Origin of the sequence: Xenorhabdus bharatensis (assembly GCF_037996705.1) — a bacterium.
Lineage (GTDB): Bacteria > Pseudomonadota > Gammaproteobacteria > Enterobacterales > Enterobacteriaceae > Xenorhabdus > Xenorhabdus bharatensis.
This window is the reverse complement of record NZ_JBBMXG010000009.1, coordinates 55,114-70,536: the sequence shown is the minus strand read 5'-3', so window position 1 is coordinate 70,536 and position 15,423 is coordinate 55,114. Positions and strand designations below refer to the sequence as shown.

11 protein-coding genes are annotated in these 15,423 nt (G+C 41.4%); 6 read left to right on the top strand and 5 right to left on the bottom strand.

Annotated features, from left to right (window positions below):
• Positions 1–83: 83 nt before the first annotated feature.
• The 3 genes from hofC to ppdD all read right to left on the bottom strand — a co-directional run bounded on the left by hofC (position 84) and on the right by ppdD (position 3,349).
• A complete protein-coding gene (hofC, locus tag AAC855_RS10265) occupies positions 84–1,283 on the bottom strand; it encodes a protein transport protein HofC (RefSeq protein ID WP_340609450.1) in 1,200 nt (399 codons plus the stop codon).
• A 29-nt stretch (positions 1,284–1,312) separates the two neighbouring features.
• Complete coding sequence (gene gspE, locus AAC855_RS10260; protein WP_340609449.1) at positions 1,313–2,821, bottom strand: type II secretion system protein GspE; 1,509 nt, start codon at positions 2,819–2,821, stop codon at positions 1,313–1,315.
• 105 nt (positions 2,822–2,926) lie between these two features.
• Entirely contained in the window at positions 2,927–3,349 is a 423-nt protein-coding gene (ppdD, locus tag AAC855_RS10255) for a prepilin peptidase-dependent pilin (protein WP_340609448.1), read from the bottom strand.
• A gap of 334 nt (positions 3,350–3,683) precedes the next feature.
• Between ppdD and ampD the strand changes: the two genes are divergently transcribed.
• The 6 genes from ampD to lpdA all read left to right on the top strand — a co-directional run bounded on the left by ampD (position 3,684) and on the right by lpdA (position 13,336).
• Positions 3,684–4,226, top strand: a complete 543-nt coding sequence (ampD, locus tag AAC855_RS10250; RefSeq protein ID WP_340609447.1) for a 1,6-anhydro-N-acetylmuramyl-L-alanine amidase AmpD — start codon at positions 3,684–3,686, stop codon at positions 4,224–4,226.
• Positions 4,227–4,231: 5 nt separating this feature from the next.
• Positions 4,232–5,086: a beta-lactamase regulator AmpE gene (ampE, locus tag AAC855_RS10245; protein ID WP_340609446.1), complete on the top strand. Its 855-nt coding sequence runs from the start codon at positions 4,232–4,234 to the stop codon at positions 5,084–5,086.
• Between the two features lie 1,072 nt (positions 5,087–6,158).
• Entirely contained in the window at positions 6,159–6,923 is a 765-nt protein-coding gene (pdhR, locus tag AAC855_RS10240) for a pyruvate dehydrogenase complex transcriptional repressor PdhR (RefSeq protein ID WP_099111401.1), read from the top strand.
• A 240-nt stretch (positions 6,924–7,163) separates the two neighbouring features.
• On the top strand, positions 7,164–9,827 hold the full coding sequence (gene aceE, locus AAC855_RS10235) for a pyruvate dehydrogenase (acetyl-transferring), homodimeric type (protein ID WP_099125297.1): 2,664 nt from the start codon (positions 7,164–7,166) through the stop codon (positions 9,825–9,827).
• Between the two features lie 13 nt (positions 9,828–9,840).
• Positions 9,841–11,706 (top strand): pyruvate dehydrogenase complex dihydrolipoyllysine-residue acetyltransferase, encoded by a 1,866-nt coding sequence (aceF, locus tag AAC855_RS10230; protein WP_340609445.1) that lies wholly within the window; start codon positions 9,841–9,843, stop codon positions 11,704–11,706.
• A gap of 202 nt (positions 11,707–11,908) precedes the next feature.
• Positions 11,909–13,336, top strand: coding sequence for a dihydrolipoyl dehydrogenase (lpdA, locus tag AAC855_RS10225; RefSeq protein ID WP_086955916.1), 1,428 nt, complete (start codon positions 11,909–11,911; stop codon positions 13,334–13,336).
• A 219-nt stretch (positions 13,337–13,555) separates the two neighbouring features.
• Here the strand turns inward: lpdA and AAC855_RS10220 are convergent, their stop codons facing one another.
• On the bottom strand, positions 13,556–14,182 hold the full coding sequence (locus AAC855_RS10220) for a GNAT family N-acetyltransferase (protein WP_340609444.1): 627 nt from the start codon (positions 14,180–14,182) through the stop codon (positions 13,556–13,558).
• 93 nt (positions 14,183–14,275) lie between these two features.
• Positions 14,276–14,965, bottom strand: a complete 690-nt coding sequence (locus tag AAC855_RS10215; RefSeq protein ID WP_340609443.1) for a GNAT family N-acetyltransferase — start codon at positions 14,963–14,965, stop codon at positions 14,276–14,278.
• Positions 14,966–15,423: the final 458 nt, after the last annotated feature.

Below are 15,423 nucleotides of genomic sequence, written 5' to 3'. Positions count from 1 at the left end.
CCCAGCTACATAGTTATCGCTCCCTTGGACGGTTTGTATCAGTGCTGCCGCAAAATAACTAGAAACTCAGTGTATATAATATGTTACGTCAAAATAGTACCCAATTGAAAAATTGGCAAATACATTGCGAGTAGTAACAGGCCTACAATGACCGCCATGAGCAGCATTAATACAGGTTCAAGTAAGTTAGCTAAATTATCAGCACAGTTTATAAATTGTTCTTGATACCATATCGCTAGATTACCTAAAAATAGCTCAAGTTCACCTGATTCTTCACCAATTATGACGAACTGTTTACATAATGGGGGAAAACAATACTCTTTTTTCAGTGCATGACTCATTGGTACACCTTGCTGTATTTGTCGATGAAGGTTTTTGATTCCAGCTATAAATAAAGGATGGTGGGTTGCAGTCATTGCACATTCCAAACCAATGGTTAAAGTTAACCCTGCTTTTTGAGTCATAAATAGAATATGAAATATCTGACTGGTATGCCGATATGTTATGAGTTTTTTGAACAGCGGTAATCGGGTGAAAAATATTTTTTCTTTTTCGTGTAATGTCGGAAACCGGGAGCGTAACCATAAATAACTGATTGCCATTATTAATGTTGTCATGAAAATAAAAAAGCCATGGTCAATCATAAAGTCAGAGGAAGATAAGATCCATTGTGTTAATAAAGGTAGTGAGGCATCAAATGCAGAATAAACCTGTTTGAATTCTGGGAGAACAAAAAGTAGCATTAATAAAATAATAATTATTGTAACAAGAGAAATTATCAATGGATAGCGATATGCTTTCTGGAATTTTTTATGCAATATATTCTGCTGTTCTAGCCGATGAATAAGTAATTGACAACAAGATTCAAGTTGACCTGTTTGTTCTCCTATTGCAATAAATTGGCAGAATAAAGGAGAAAATAGTTGTGGATAATTCTGTAAAGCGGTGGAGAATGAATCTCCCTGGCTAATTTTGTGGGTAATATCAGCTAATATGCATCTCCAGATAATATTTTTACATTCTGGTATGAGAATATTAAGAGCCTGTAACAGAGGGATACCTGATGTCAGCAATGTATTTAGTTGTTGGGTGAAATGTAGCCGATAAGCCATTTCTTTTTCACTGTAATAAATCATCTGTCGGCGTTTAATGGCATAGGGTTGTAGGTCAAGTTGACTCAGATGGTTGAAAACAACTTGTTTGTTCTGACCTATTTTTTCTCCTGTTATAATATTTCCTTTTTTATTCACGGCCTTCCAGTGATAAATGAATTCTATTCTCATTCTTTGCCTTCTATATGGGTATTTATTGATTATAATTCTTGGCCTAAAATCTGATAAATCTCTTCTAGAGTTGTTATACCTTGCCCGACTAATGTTAACCCAGCAGATAAAAGCGTAGCTTTTTGTTGCAGGGTTGGTAAGCAGGGTGTTTTGTCAGAAGGGTGTGCTGATAAAGCCTGTTGAACTTCAGGTTTTATTTCGAGAAATTCATAGATGGCTGTCCTGCCATAATAGCCAGAGAAGCAGTGCTCACAGCCGACTGCTACCCATTTTTTTACTTCTATACTTTGTTTTTTATCATTATCTTCAGTATGTATGAACTCAGGTTCTTTTGCAGGTTGACGGCAATGAGGGCAAAGCTTACGGACTAATCTCTGAGCAATAATTAATTTAACACATGAGGCGGTTGTATAACCTGAAATCCCAAGATGTTGGAGGCGTGATAAGGTATCTATCGTCGAATTGGTATGTAGGGTGGATAAAACCAAGTGGCCCGTTTGAGCCGACTTCATCGATATTTCAGCCGTTTCATTATCACGAATCTCACCAACCATGATGATATCGGGATCCTGTCGGAGTAATGCCCGTAAAACTTTAGCAAAGTCTAGCCCTATTTTATTATTGATTTGTGTTTGATTAATGCCTTGTAAGGGGATTTCTATTGGATCTTCAACGCTACAGATGTTTTTCTGAGTTTGATTTAGATATTTCAGGCAACTGTATAACGTGACAGTTTTCCCACTTCCTGTCGGGCCGGTTACGACAATCATTCCCTGTGGTACGTGAAGTTTCTGAATTAAAAGCTGTAGCTGAGATTCAGACAGGCCAAGTTGTTCCAATGATAGTTGTTGTATGGTGCTGAGAATACGTAGAACAATTTTTTCTCCATACAGGGTGGGTAATGTTGAGATACGTATTGCATAACGGTTTTTATTATCATTCCAGTCAAATTGCCCATCTTGTGGCTGACGTTTTTCGGCAATATTGAGTTTCGCCATAATTTTTAAACGAGCAGGAATGCCTGTATTCATTTGGGGAGGAGGTGGTGGCATAAAATGCAATGAACCATCAACCCTAATACGTATTTGATAGCTGTTTCGTAAAGGTTCAAAGTGAATATCTGATGCTCTTTTTTGTATAGAGATAGATATTGTTTGATTAATTAATTGAATAACCGGAGTGTCAATATCTTCTGAATTGCTTTCATTCAATTGTTTTTCATTATAATTGTTATCTTGAGTGGTGAAATTTTCTATCCGATAGGTTTCTGTTTCGCTACTTTCTGAGCAATAATTTTCTGCATAGGGAGGTAGTATGTGTTTTTGTGTCAACATGGATTCTATTTTGGCTTTTGGCCAAATATTAAAATCAATTATTGCACCAGAAATAAAACGTAATGCAGTAATGAATTCTTCATTAGGTGATTGGCTACAGGCAATAGTGATAGAATAACTATTTCTTTTTATAATAATTGCCTGATGTTTCTGGCATAGGTCATTAATTTCTTTTTCCATTGAAATGCTCTCCATGTTTTTCATTTAATATGTTCCTTTGGTTTTAAAATGAGAAGCTAGTTTTTACATATAAGGCAATTTCCACTTTTAGTGGAGTGCTATAATTTAAATGGCAATATTTTCAATTGGTTAAAACTTGAATGTTTCCTGGCATTTTATTTTTAGCGATTCATTTTCAGAATGGCACATGACTTGCCAGTGAGTCATACCTGTTTTGATATTTTGATCTGGTTTTAAGGTAATATTCAGGCCGCTGAGGTTTTTCTGGCCAATGATATTTACTTCTCCTTCTTTTACTGTAATTGTATTGATGTAATGGCTATTAAACCCTGATGGAATTGATTTTTGCCCAGAACTGCACTCTTTGTAATTTCCTGTTTCAAAATGACAAATATCAATACCAGATTTATAAGGAACAATAGCCTGTAGCATATCAGTCAGTGCTGCCTTTTGGATATATCCCTGATAACTAGGAATGCCAATCGCACCGAGGATAGACACTATAGCCATTACCACCATGACTTCCATTAATGTAAATCCCTGTTGATTCATATTATTTTTTCCTCATTTTGATTTTTTATTTGATGATTACATGGCTTCGTTATTTTTTTAAAATAGAAGCATGCTATGTATGACTTTCTGATGCCAGTTAGCATGAATGTTTTCTTAAAAAATAAAATAAGATAAATGAAATTTATGGAAGTGATTCAAAGAAAATAATTATTAATTACATTTTATACTGGGAAGTTTTCGAGCCTGCTCGCAAATGAAAACATGAACAAAAATACTCCTCGATTGAAAAATCCAACCTGTTACACTTTGGCTGCATCTTGAAATTCATAGGGTATATACTCAATAGGTTTTGAAAGATGGAGGAATCAAGGGTATGAGGTTACATGAAGGGTGGATTGTTAATGCCAGAAAGGTTATTTCACCGCATTATGATCTGCGCCCATCCGGGGAAATACCATCATTATTGGTTATACATAACATTAGCTTACCGCCCGGTAAGTTTGGCGGGCCGTATATTGATCAGCTATTTATGGGAACGTTGGATCCGAATGAAGACCCTTTCTTTGGGGAAATAAAAGGGTTGAGGGTTTCTGCACACTGTTTGATTCGTCGTGACGGTGAAGTTGTGCAATATGTACCTTTCGACAAAAGAGCCTGGCATGCAGGGGTTTCTTGCTACTGTGATCGGGAAACGTGCAATGATTTTTCAATAGGCATTGAGTTAGAAGGCACAGACTACGAGCCATTTACCGAAATTCAGTACACTAAGCTGGCGGAAGTGACTGAATTGCTTATCAGCCATTATCCTGATATCCGTAATAATATTACAGGTCACAGTGATATCGCTCCGGGCAGGAAAACTGATCCAGGGCCTTATTTTTACTGGGAACATTATCGGCAGCTATTAAAGGAGTGAGTTGGATGACTCTCTTTATTCTATTGTTAATACTGGCATGGGAACGCATTTTTAAGATGGGAGACCATTGGCAGTTAGAACATTATCTGTCTCCTTTTTTTGCCAGAGTAAAAGTGTATTCACTGTGGGTCAGTTTAGTGATGGCATTTGTGGTCGCTTTTTTGACTTGGAAAATTATTGATGTACTGAGTGTTGTTGCTTTTGGTATCCCTGCGATCCTGTTATGCATCATGATTAGTTTGTTATGTATTGGTGCCGGCTCTTTACGTCATAGTTATCGTGAATATCTCCGCTCTGTACGTATTGGTGATTTAGAGCAACAGAATATTCATCTTACAAATTTACTCGTAGGGCAACAGACTCCGCCTGAGATGACAAAAGATGACCGCTTGCGTGAAATACAGAACGCATTGATCTGGATAAACTTCCGCTATTATCTTGCCCCGATTTTCTGGTTAGTTGTTATGGGTGAGTTTGGCCCGGCAATTTTAATGGGATACTGTTTTCTGAGGGCTTATCAGCGATGGTTGGCGCAATGCAGAACTTCTGTGCAACGTGCTCAATCTGGGGTTGATGCGCTATTAAACTGTTTGGATTGGATACCAGCACGTTTGGCAGGTATTGCTTATGCTTTGCTAGGGCATGGGGAAAAAGCGTTACCGGCCTGGATCGCATCACTCAGTGATTTGCGGACATCACAATATAAAGTGGTCAGCCAATTGGCTCAATTTGCATTGAGCAAGGAACCTCATTTAGATCTTTTGAATAGTCCCCTTGCTGCGGTAAAAATTGCGAAAAAGGCAACATTCACGATTGTGATTATTGTCGCACTGTTGACGATTTATGGAGCGTTAGCATAAAAAATTCCCGCCTATGTCTATATATGACATCTGGCGGGAATTACTTTAAAAAGATTTTTATACCGTTCATTTTTTCAGGTTGTAGCTTTTGGCTGGTGATATTGTCAATCGGCATCATTGACCCCAGTTAGACAACTTGAAATATGTTGGTATATATCAAATTAGCCTGAGTATACCCTTAATCTTTAGAGTAGTTTCTGCGTTGGCTGGGTTTTCCAGTTACATATACATAATTCTCTATGTTACTGATAAACTATTCTTTTTCCGACGGAGCTCAACTCAAAATCTATTGGGTATATATTCATCCTGAAACGTTAAATATTCCCTGAGTTGGCTTTTAAATTAACCACTTAAGAGATGTCCATAACATTTTTGTTATTCCTGAGGCGGGGGAGGGTGTATTTAATACTTTTTATATGTGTTTTTAGCTACTTATTGTTGCCACTGCATTGGTTTGCCACTGTTGTCTTGTCTGTAACTGTAATAGAACGATTCAGTATGAAATCTATCCGGTAGATTAGCTACACAGTGAAATACTTAATTTATGTTTGTGATTTCCTATTTTAAATTAGTTTTGTTAATAACATAACTATGGTGCTGTCATAATCAGTAACAAGTGCTATAACCCTTAATTTGTTCACTATATGTGTAAGTTAAATAGTAATGTATAAATTTAAATAATAAATAAACAAAAGATTCAATATATTAAATGAATTATAACAATGGCTAATGAATTTAATCTGTATCTTTACCACTCTAACCTGTTTTACTGACTAAAAATCCCATTTGGTTATAATTTTCTGATAAAAATTAAAATAATTTGTTAAAATTTGCAGGTTTTTATGATTTAGCCCAAGGTCTTTATAGACAGCTAGTGAATACTTTGTTACTTTATGGCCTGTATTCTAAATTGGTAATACCAATTGACTAAATCCCAGCTAAACGAGGTTAATTGAATGAGGTCGATAAACTGAAGGTTAGTCTGAATACTCTGTTAAACAGGGTATAGGGGTATAGTTCAACCATAAATAGTTCAAAGTAACACTTACTTACTGAATGGCTTACAGCAGATATGGCTTATAGCAAAATTCGCCAACCAAAATTATCAGATGTGATTGAGCAGCGTCTGGAAAACCTCATTCTCGAAGGCTCGTTGCGCCCCGGGGAAAAGCTGCCGCCTGAGCGTGAGCTGGCGAAGCAGTTCGAGGTATCACGTCCTTCATTGCGCGAAGCCATTCAAAAACTAGAAGCCAAAGGGTTTCTTTTCCGTCGTCAGGGTGGAGGAACTTTTGTACAGAATAATCTCTGGCAAAGTTTCAGTGACCCGCTCGCCCAACTTATTGCAGAGAATCAGGAATCACAATTTGATCTCCTCGAAGCCCGTCATGCGCTGGAAGGTATTGCAGCTTATTATGCGGCGCTCAGAGGAACAGATGAAGATTTTAAACGCATTAAGGAAAGCCATCTCGCGATTCAGGAAGCACAGCAAAGCGGGGATATTGGTGCGGAATCTGATGCAGTTCTGCAATATCAACTTATTGTCACAGAAGCAGCACATAATGTGGTTTTGCTGCATTTACTGCGTTGTATGATCCCGATGCTGGAACAGAATATCCGGCGCAATTTCGAGTTCATTTATACCCGTAAAGAAATGCTTGCGGCAGTGAGTGACCATAGGGCAGCGATTTTTCACGCAATAATGGCGAAAGAACCGGAAAAAGCCCGTGAAGCTTCACATCGTCATTTGTCTTTCATTGAAGAAGTTTTATTGGATCTGACTCGTGAGCATACCCGTCGTGAACGCTCACTGAGAAGGCTCCAACAACATCAGGAATAAGAGCCTATCCTCCGGGGCGTCATGGATTAAAACAACTCCCAAATGGGGTAGGTCCTAAATTGACTGTGCAGATCCTGGCTGCTGCGTCTGTACAGTCGTTATGCTCTTTTTGAAGAGTTTTAGCGGCAACATATAGCAGGGCCTATCTTCCGGTCATGACTGACTGAATGTCAAAAGGTATGACCAGAAGATAGGCTCCAAAACAACCATTAGAAATAGATAACAGATAAGGAACACACCATGTCAGATATTTTGAAAAATGACGTGGATCCGATCGAAACTCGCGACTGGTTACAGGCGATCGAATCGGTCATCCGTGAAGAAGGTGTTGAACGCGCTCAATTCCTGATCGATCAGGTTTTGAACGAAGCACGTAAAGGTGGCGTTAGTGTAGCAGCTGGTACTGCAAGCCGTGATTACATCAACACTATTCCGGTTGAGGATGAGCCGGCTTACCCTGGTAATCTGGATTTGGAGCGCCGCATTCGTTCTGCAATTCGCTGGAATGCCATCATGACTGTTCTGCGTGCATCCAAGAAAGATTTGGAGCTGGGCGGTCACATGGCTTCATTCCAGTCTTCCGCTACTGTTTATGAAGTTTGTTTTAACCATTTCTTCCGCGCTCGTAATGACAATGATGGCGGCGATTTGGTTTACTTCCAGGGCCACATTTCTCCGGGCGTTTATGCTCGTGCATTCCTTGAAGGTCGTCTGACTGAAGAGCAGATGAACAACTTCCGTCAGGAAATCGGTGGTAACGGTCTGTCTTCTTATCCGCACCCTAAACTGATGCCTGACTTCTGGCAGTTCCCGACTGTTTCAATGGGTCTGGGCCCAATCTCTGCAATTTATCAGGCTAAATTCCTGAAGTATCTGGAAAACCGTGGTCTGAAAGATACTTCTAAACAAACCGTTTATGCTTTCCTGGGCGACGGTGAGATGGATGAGCCAGAATCCAAAGGTGCGATCACTATCGCAACCCGTGAAAAATTGGATAACCTGGTATTTATCATCAACTGTAACTTACAGCGTCTGGATGGCCCGGTAACCGGTAACGGTAAAATTGTTAACGAACTGGAAGGCATCTTCGCAGGCGCTGGCTGGCAGGTACTGAAAGTCCTGTGGGGTGAGCGTTGGGATGCACTGCTGCGTAAAGATACCAGCGGTAAACTGGTTCAGCTGATGAACGAAACTCTGGACGGCGACTATCAGACATTCAAGTCTAAAGATGGTGCTTATGTCCGTAAACACTTCTTCGGTCGTTACCCAGAAACTGCGGAATTGGTCAAAGATATGACTGATGACGAGATTTGGGCTCTGAACCGTGGTGGTCATGATCCTAAGAAAGTTTACGCTGCACTGAATAAAGCGCAGGAAACTAAAGGCCAACCAACTGTAATCCTGGCTCAGACCGTTAAAGGTTACGGCATGGGTGATACCGCTGAAGGTAAAAACATTGCTCACCAGGTTAAGAAAATGAACATGGAAGGCGTTCGCCAGTTCCGTGATCGTTTCAACGTGCCTGCATCTGATGAGCAAGTTGAAAACCTGCAATACGTGACTTTCGACAAAGACTCAGAAGAAGCTAAATATCTGCATGAGCGTCGTAATGCACTGGGTGGTTACCTGCCAAGCCGTCGTGTTAACTTCGACGACAAACTGGAAATCCCAGCACTGGAAGAGTTCAATTCTCTGCTGGAAGAGCAATCCAAAGAAATTTCTACCACTATCGCTTTCGTTCGTGCCCTGAACGTAATGCTGAAGAACAAGTCTATCAAAGATCGTCTGGTTCCAATCATTGCTGACGAAGCACGTACTTTCGGTATGGAAGGTCTGTTCCGTCAGATCGGTATCTACAGCCCGAATGGTCAGCAGTATACTCCGCAGGACCGTGAGCAGGTTGCATACTATAAAGAAGACGCTAAAGGTCAGATCCTGCAGGAAGGTATCAACGAACTGGGTGCTGCATCATCTTGGCTGGCGGCTGCAACTTCTTACAGCACCAATAACCTGCCGATGATCCCATTCTACATCTACTACTCCATGTTCGGATTCCAGCGTATCGGTGATCTGTGCTGGGCTGCTGGCGATCAGCAGGCTCGCGGCTTCCTGGTTGGTGGTACTTCCGGTCGTACGACTCTGAACGGTGAAGGTCTGCAACACGAAGATGGTCACAGCCATATTCAGTCTCTGACTATTCCTAACTGTATCTCTTATGATCCAGCGTTCGCTTATGAAGTGGCTGTTATCATGCATGACGGTCTGGAGCGTATGTATGGTGAGAAACAAGAGAACATCTATTACTACATCACCACTCTGAACGAAAACTACCACATGCCAGCAATGCCGGAAGGTGCTGAAGAAGGTATCCGTAAAGGTATCTATAAACTGGAAAGCATGGAAGGCGCGAAAGGTAAAGTTCAGTTGCTGGGCTCCGGTTCTATCCTGCGTCACGTTCGTGAAGCAGCTAAGATCCTGTCTGACGAGTACGGTGTTGCTTCTGACGTTTACAGCGTAACTTCCTTCACTGAACTGGCTCGTGATGGTCAGGATTGTGAGCGTTGGAACATGCTGCACCCATCAGAAGAACCACGCGTTCCTTATATCGCTCAGATCATGAATGAAGCACCAGCAGTTGCTTCTACCGATTACATGAAGCTGTTTGCTGAGCAGGTTCGTAACTTTGTACCAGCAAGCGAATTCCGCGTACTGGGTACTGACGGCTTCGGTCGTTCTGACAGCCGTGAAAACCTGCGCCACCACTTTGAAGTTGATGCTTCTTACGTGGTTGTTGCTGCTCTGGGTGAATTGGCCAAACGTGGCGAAGTTGATGTGAAAGTGGTTGAAGAAGCCATCAAGAAATACAGCATCAACCCAGAAAAAGTTAACCCACGTCTGGCATAAGAGGTAAAGATTAATGTCTATCGAAATTAACGTGCCTGATATTGGTGCAGATGAAGTTGAAGTTACCGAGATTCTGGTGAAAGTTGGTGACACAGTAGAAGTAGAACAGTCACTGATCACTGTTGAAGGTGATAAGGCTTCTATGGAAGTTCCTTCTCCACAGGCGGGTGTGGTTAAAGAGATCAAAGTTACAGTTGGTGACAAAGTTGAAACCGGCAAACTGATTATGATCTTTGAATCCGCAACAGGTGCAGCAGAAGCTGCACCGGCACAGCAGGAAGCAGCTCCAGTAGCAGCACCTGTTGCAGCTGAAAGCAAAGAAGTTGCTGTACCGGATATTGGTGGTGATGAAGTTGAAGTTACCGAAATCATGGTAAAAGTCGGTGATACCATCACTGAAGAGCAATCTCTGCTGACTGTTGAAGGTGACAAGGCTTCCATGGAAGTCCCTGCGCCATTCTCAGGTACTGTGAAAGAGATCAAAATCGCGGTTGGCGATAAAGTGAAAACCGGCTCTCTGATCATGGTATTTGAAGTTGCAGGTTCTGGTTCAGCGCCAGCTCCGGCAGCAGCTCCTGCTCCGGCAGCAGCGCCCGCAGCATCTGCGGCAAAAGAAGTTAATGTACCGGATATCGGTGGTGATGAAGTTGAAGTTACCGAAATCATGGTTAAAGTGGGTGACACCATTGCGGAAGAGCAGTCACTGATCACTGTTGAAGGTGACAAGGCTTCCATGGAAGTCCCTGCGCCATTTGCAGGTACTGTGAAAGAGATTAAAATCGCGGTTGGCGATAAAGTGAAAACCGGCTCTCTGATCATGGTATTTGAAGTTGCAGGCGCAGCGCCTGTGGCTGCACCTGTAGCGGCTCCGGCTCCTGCGGCTGCACCAGCGAAAGCAGCACCAGCTCCGGCTGCGGCTAAGCCAGCAGAAGGCAAAAATGAGTTTGCAGAAAATGACGCTTACGTTCATGCAACTCCGGTTATCCGCCGTCTGGCTCGTGAATTCGGTGTAAACCTGGCTAAAGTTAAAGGTACTGGTCGTAAAGGCCGTATCCTGCGCGAAGACGTTCAGGCTTACGTTAAAGATGCGATCAAACGCGCTGAAGCGGCACCAGCGGCTGCGGGTGGCGGCTTACCTGGTATGCTGCCTTGGCCGAAAGTTGATTTCAGCAAGTTTGGTGAAATCGAAGAAGTTGAAATGAGCCGTATCCAGAAAATCTCCGGTGCAAACCTGAGCCGTAACTGGGTAATGATCCCTCATGTTAACCTGTTCGATGAAGCGGATATCACTGAAGTTGAAGAATTCCGTAAACAGCAGAACAAAGAAGCAGAGAAGAAACAGCTGGGCGTGAAAATCACTCCGCTGGTATTCGTAATGAAAGCGGCTGCGAAAGCACTGGAAGCAATGCCTCGCTTTAACAGCTCTATCTCTGAAGATGGCCAAAAGCTGATCCTGAAAAAATACGTCAACATCGGTATTGCGGTTGATACGCCTAACGGTCTGGTTGTTCCTGTATTCAAAGATGTTAACAAAAAAGGCATCATGGAACTGTCAAGAGAACTGGCGGAAGTATCTAAGAAAGCTCGTGCTGGTAAACTGACTGCTTCCGACATGCAGGGCGGCTGCTTCACCATTTCCAGCCTGGGTGGTATCGGTACAACCGGCTTTGCACCAATCGTGAACGCGCCAGAAGTTGCGATTATGGGCCTGTCCCGTTCTTCCATGAAGCCGGTCTGGAATGGCAAGGAATTCGTTCCTCGTCTGATCCTGCCTATGTCTCTGTCTTTCGACCACCGAGTGATCGATGGAGCTGATGGTGCTCGTTTCATCACTTATATTAATCAGTTGATGAGCGATATTCGCCGTCTGGTGATGTAATGCAAAGGCCGGTGAATAGCCGGCCTAATAATTACGACAGTGATGGAAATTTTATACTTGTATCTGGCAGGTTGAGATTTCCGTCACGTTAACGCGCTTTTCAGGTTATTTACAATTCTGTAAACTGCTCGCGGTGTGTACGTCCCGGTGGAATATGGTTTTTTTTCGTCTGACCCGCCGGACAAACAATTAAGAGGTCATGATGAGTACTGAAATTAAAGCCCAGGTAGTGGTGCTTGGAGCAGGCCCAGCAGGGTATTCTGCTGCTTTTCGTTGTGCAGACTTAGGTTTGGATACCGTTCTGGTTGAGCGCTACTCTACTCTGGGTGGTGTTTGCCTTAACGTTGGTTGTATCCCATCTAAAGCATTGCTTCACGTTGCTAAAGTCATTGAAGAAGCAAAAGCGCTGGCACAACACGGTATCGTGTTTGGTGAGCCACAAACTGATATCGATAAAATCCGTCTCTGGAAAGAAAAAGTTATTTCCCAGTTGACAGGTGGTCTGGGCGGTATGGCTAAGGGCCGTAAAGTTAACGTTGTTAACGGTGTTGGTAAATTCACAGGTGCTAACACTCTGGTAGTTGAAGGCGAAAATGGCGCAACAACGATTAATTTTGATAATGCCATTATTGCAGCGGGTTCACGCCCAATTCAGCTGCCATTCATTCCGCATGATGACCCTCGCGTATGGGATTCTACTGATGCACTGGAGCTGAAAACAGTTCCGGGACGCATGCTGGTTATGGGCGGCGGTATCATCGGTCTGGAAATGGGCACTGTTTATCACGCTCTGGGTTCTCAGATTGACGTGGTTGAAATGTTCGATCAGGTTATCCCTGCTGCGGACAAAGACGTTGTTAAAGTATTCACTAAGCGTGTCAGCAAGAAATTCAATCTGATGCTGGAAACCAAAGTGACTGCTGTAGAAGCCAAAGAAGATGGTATCTACGTGACAATGGAAGGTAAAAAAGCACCGGCAGAACCTCAGCGCTATGACGCGGTTCTGGTTGCTATCGGCCGTGTACCAAACGGTAAACTGATCGATGCGGGTCAAGCAGGTGTTGCTGTTGATGAGCGTGGCTTTATCAATGTTGATAAGCAAATGCGTACTAACGTACCTCATATCTTCGCTATCGGTGATATCGTTGGTCAGCCAATGCTGGCACACAAAGGCGTTCATGAAGGCCATGTTGCTGCCGAAGTTATCTCCGGTAAGAAACATTACTTCGATCCAAAAGTGATCCCATCCATTGCTTACACTGAGCCAGAAGTTGCATGGGTTGGTCTGACTGAGAAAGAAGCGAAAGAGAAAGGCATCAGTTACGAAACTGCAACTTTCCCATGGGCTGCTTCTGGTCGTGCAATCGCATCTGATTGTTCAGATGGTATGACTAAACTGATTTTCGATAAAGAAAGCAACCGTATTATCGGTGGTGCTATTGTTGGTACTAACGGTGGCGAACTGCTGGGTGAAATCGGTCTGGCTATCGAGATGGGTTGTGATGCAGAAGATATCGCTCTGACTGTTCACGCTCACCCGACTCTGTACGAATCAATCGGTATGGCTGCTGAAATGTACGAAGGCAGCATCACTGACTTGCCAAACCCTAAGGCAAAGAAAAAGAAATAATGCATTAGATTTTGCATTGTTTTTGCAGTGATTGTAAGCGGTTTCTATAATGGAAGCCGCTTATTATTTATTTTTTCGTGAATTTTTAATTAAATTCATTAATTATTTAATGATGAGCGGAAGTTAAATAAAACTTGATTTTTTTAACGCTCTAATAGCTAGAGTGAAAATATTCATCCATGTTTAATAGGAGAGGTGATTAATTATTATGGAATAATATTAAATATATTTTTTCAAGCGAAATTTATTATTTATATATACCCATTTTTCGCTGTCAGAAAAAACTAATCTCATTGATGTTAATTCAAAATCATTAAAACCATATTGTTCAAACCCCAAATTTTTGTAAAAAGGAATAGAATAAGGTTTAGCTTTCACCCATATTTCTCCCTCGGATGATAATTCGACGGCTTTTTCAACCAGTAGACTTCCACACCCATGATTACCGGGATGCGTAAGCAGGTATCCTATTGTATCTGCACCTTGATCAACAGAAGCCGGAGAAAAAATCATAATGCCAATCGGAATATTTTGCACTGAACAAACAAAATAAAGATGATGCCTGGTCAAGTTTTCCTTAGAGGTGTCTTGATATATTTTTTCTATTTCTTTATATACAGACATGAAAGAATGCTGTCTCTGAGAATGTTGTTCTGGGTATTCGGTGGAGTTGTATTCTTGATACCAATCAAAAGTATTTGCTTTCATATATCCAAGTGCAGTAAACATTTCTTGTTTACTTACCTTCTTAATAACCGTTTTAAACCTTCTCAGATATTTTTCTTTAGATGATTCAATTAAGTTAAATCTCGATAATGTATTATTAAATAATGTTCTTATTTTCATAATGTTTCCGATTTTAGTTAATTAAATATAATTGATTTATATACTGACTTGCCAAACCCTAAGGCAAAGAAAAAGAAATAATGTATTTTAAATTTACAGTATGTTGCATCTCCAGTTTGAATTTAATGGGTGACGGGATTTTGAGGGCTGAAAGCCATCGTCAGTTTTACGCCACTTGTCACTATCAGCTGGAGTTAACTGCATGTTTATCAGCCCCAAGATGGGCTTAGGTTTTTCAAAGCCTAATTTTTGGTAAAACATTTCCGCATCAGGTTCTGAATTAACGTCTAATTTACCATCGTAACCCGCATCAAGAGATATATTGACCGCATGTTGGACAAGTAAGCTGCCATAACCATACCCATTAGGATAGGTTAATATATATGCTATCTGAGGAGCATTATCAGTCGTATTACGTGGGGCAAATCTCAATATGATAATTCCAACATATTTTTGCCCATCCGATTTTTGCCCATCCGATTTTTGCCCATCCGAACAAATAACCGAACAAATAAAATGGTGATAGTTATCTAAGCCCCCAGTGACATTTGTGGAGTTGAAAACTCTTGTCATGGAATTATATGTCTTTGTAAATGTTCTGTGATGTCCAATTCTAAATATTGCCTCCTTCGCAAATTCGTATCCCCAACTGGATTCTGCTTGCCTAATTTGATTAAGAGCAAAAACCATACTAGATAGATTAACTTCGGTAATTAGAGCTTGATATTCAGGGTAAAAAACTTCTTTCATTCTTGTGGTCTCAAGTTTTTCTTTATTAAACATAACGATCTCCCATTATATGATATACACGTTGCCTCTTTGTTGGCTGCGCTCGTTCATTCTAGTCATAGTTATCTATGCTCCCAGAAACGCACTCTCTTGCCTTGCCGCCGCGACGCATTTTGAAATCCATTGTGTATATCAATATTGGCCTATGGGGGAACTGTCCCGTAAGAGTTCAAACGATACTAAGGTATTTTCAGGTGGAAATAGCAACAAATAGCATTTGATGCTTTAATACCCTTTATCTTAATATTTGTACAGAATTTTATCATGGTTATATGTTGATTTTATGTGAATGAATTAACATGCCATTCAAATTTTGGTATGCTAATTGCCCGAAGCTAGGCATAATTTTGATGTTATGTGAGCAAATCCTCTGGCCTGGTATCCCTGATGGTTATTTAATGGTGATCGTTACCGGGTGCAGACAGCCGGGCATATAAAAGACAATGAGAGTG

Coding starts and splice junctions, on each gene's coding strand:
- hofC (WP_340609450.1), bottom strand. CDS start 1,283: ATGAGAATAGAATTCATTTATCACTGGAAGGCCGTGAATAAAAAAGGA.
- gspE (WP_340609449.1), bottom strand. CDS start 2,821: ATGAAAAACATGGAGAGCATTTCAATGGAAAAAGAAATTAATGACCTA.
- ppdD (WP_340609448.1), bottom strand. CDS start 3,349: ATGAATCAACAGGGATTTACATTAATGGAAGTCATGGTGGTAATGGCT.
- ampD (WP_340609447.1), top strand. CDS start 3,684: ATGAGGTTACATGAAGGGTGGATTGTTAATGCCAGAAAGGTTATTTCA.
- ampE (WP_340609446.1), top strand. CDS start 4,232: ATGACTCTCTTTATTCTATTGTTAATACTGGCATGGGAACGCATTTTT.
- pdhR (WP_099111401.1), top strand. CDS start 6,159: ATGGCTTATAGCAAAATTCGCCAACCAAAATTATCAGATGTGATTGAG.
- aceE (WP_099125297.1), top strand. CDS start 7,164: ATGTCAGATATTTTGAAAAATGACGTGGATCCGATCGAAACTCGCGAC.
- aceF (WP_340609445.1), top strand. CDS start 9,841: ATGTCTATCGAAATTAACGTGCCTGATATTGGTGCAGATGAAGTTGAA.
- lpdA (WP_086955916.1), top strand. CDS start 11,909: ATGAGTACTGAAATTAAAGCCCAGGTAGTGGTGCTTGGAGCAGGCCCA.
- AAC855_RS10220 (WP_340609444.1), bottom strand. CDS start 14,182: ATGAAAATAAGAACATTATTTAATAATACATTATCGAGATTTAACTTA.
- AAC855_RS10215 (WP_340609443.1), bottom strand. CDS start 14,965: ATGTTTAATAAAGAAAAACTTGAGACCACAAGAATGAAAGAAGTTTTT.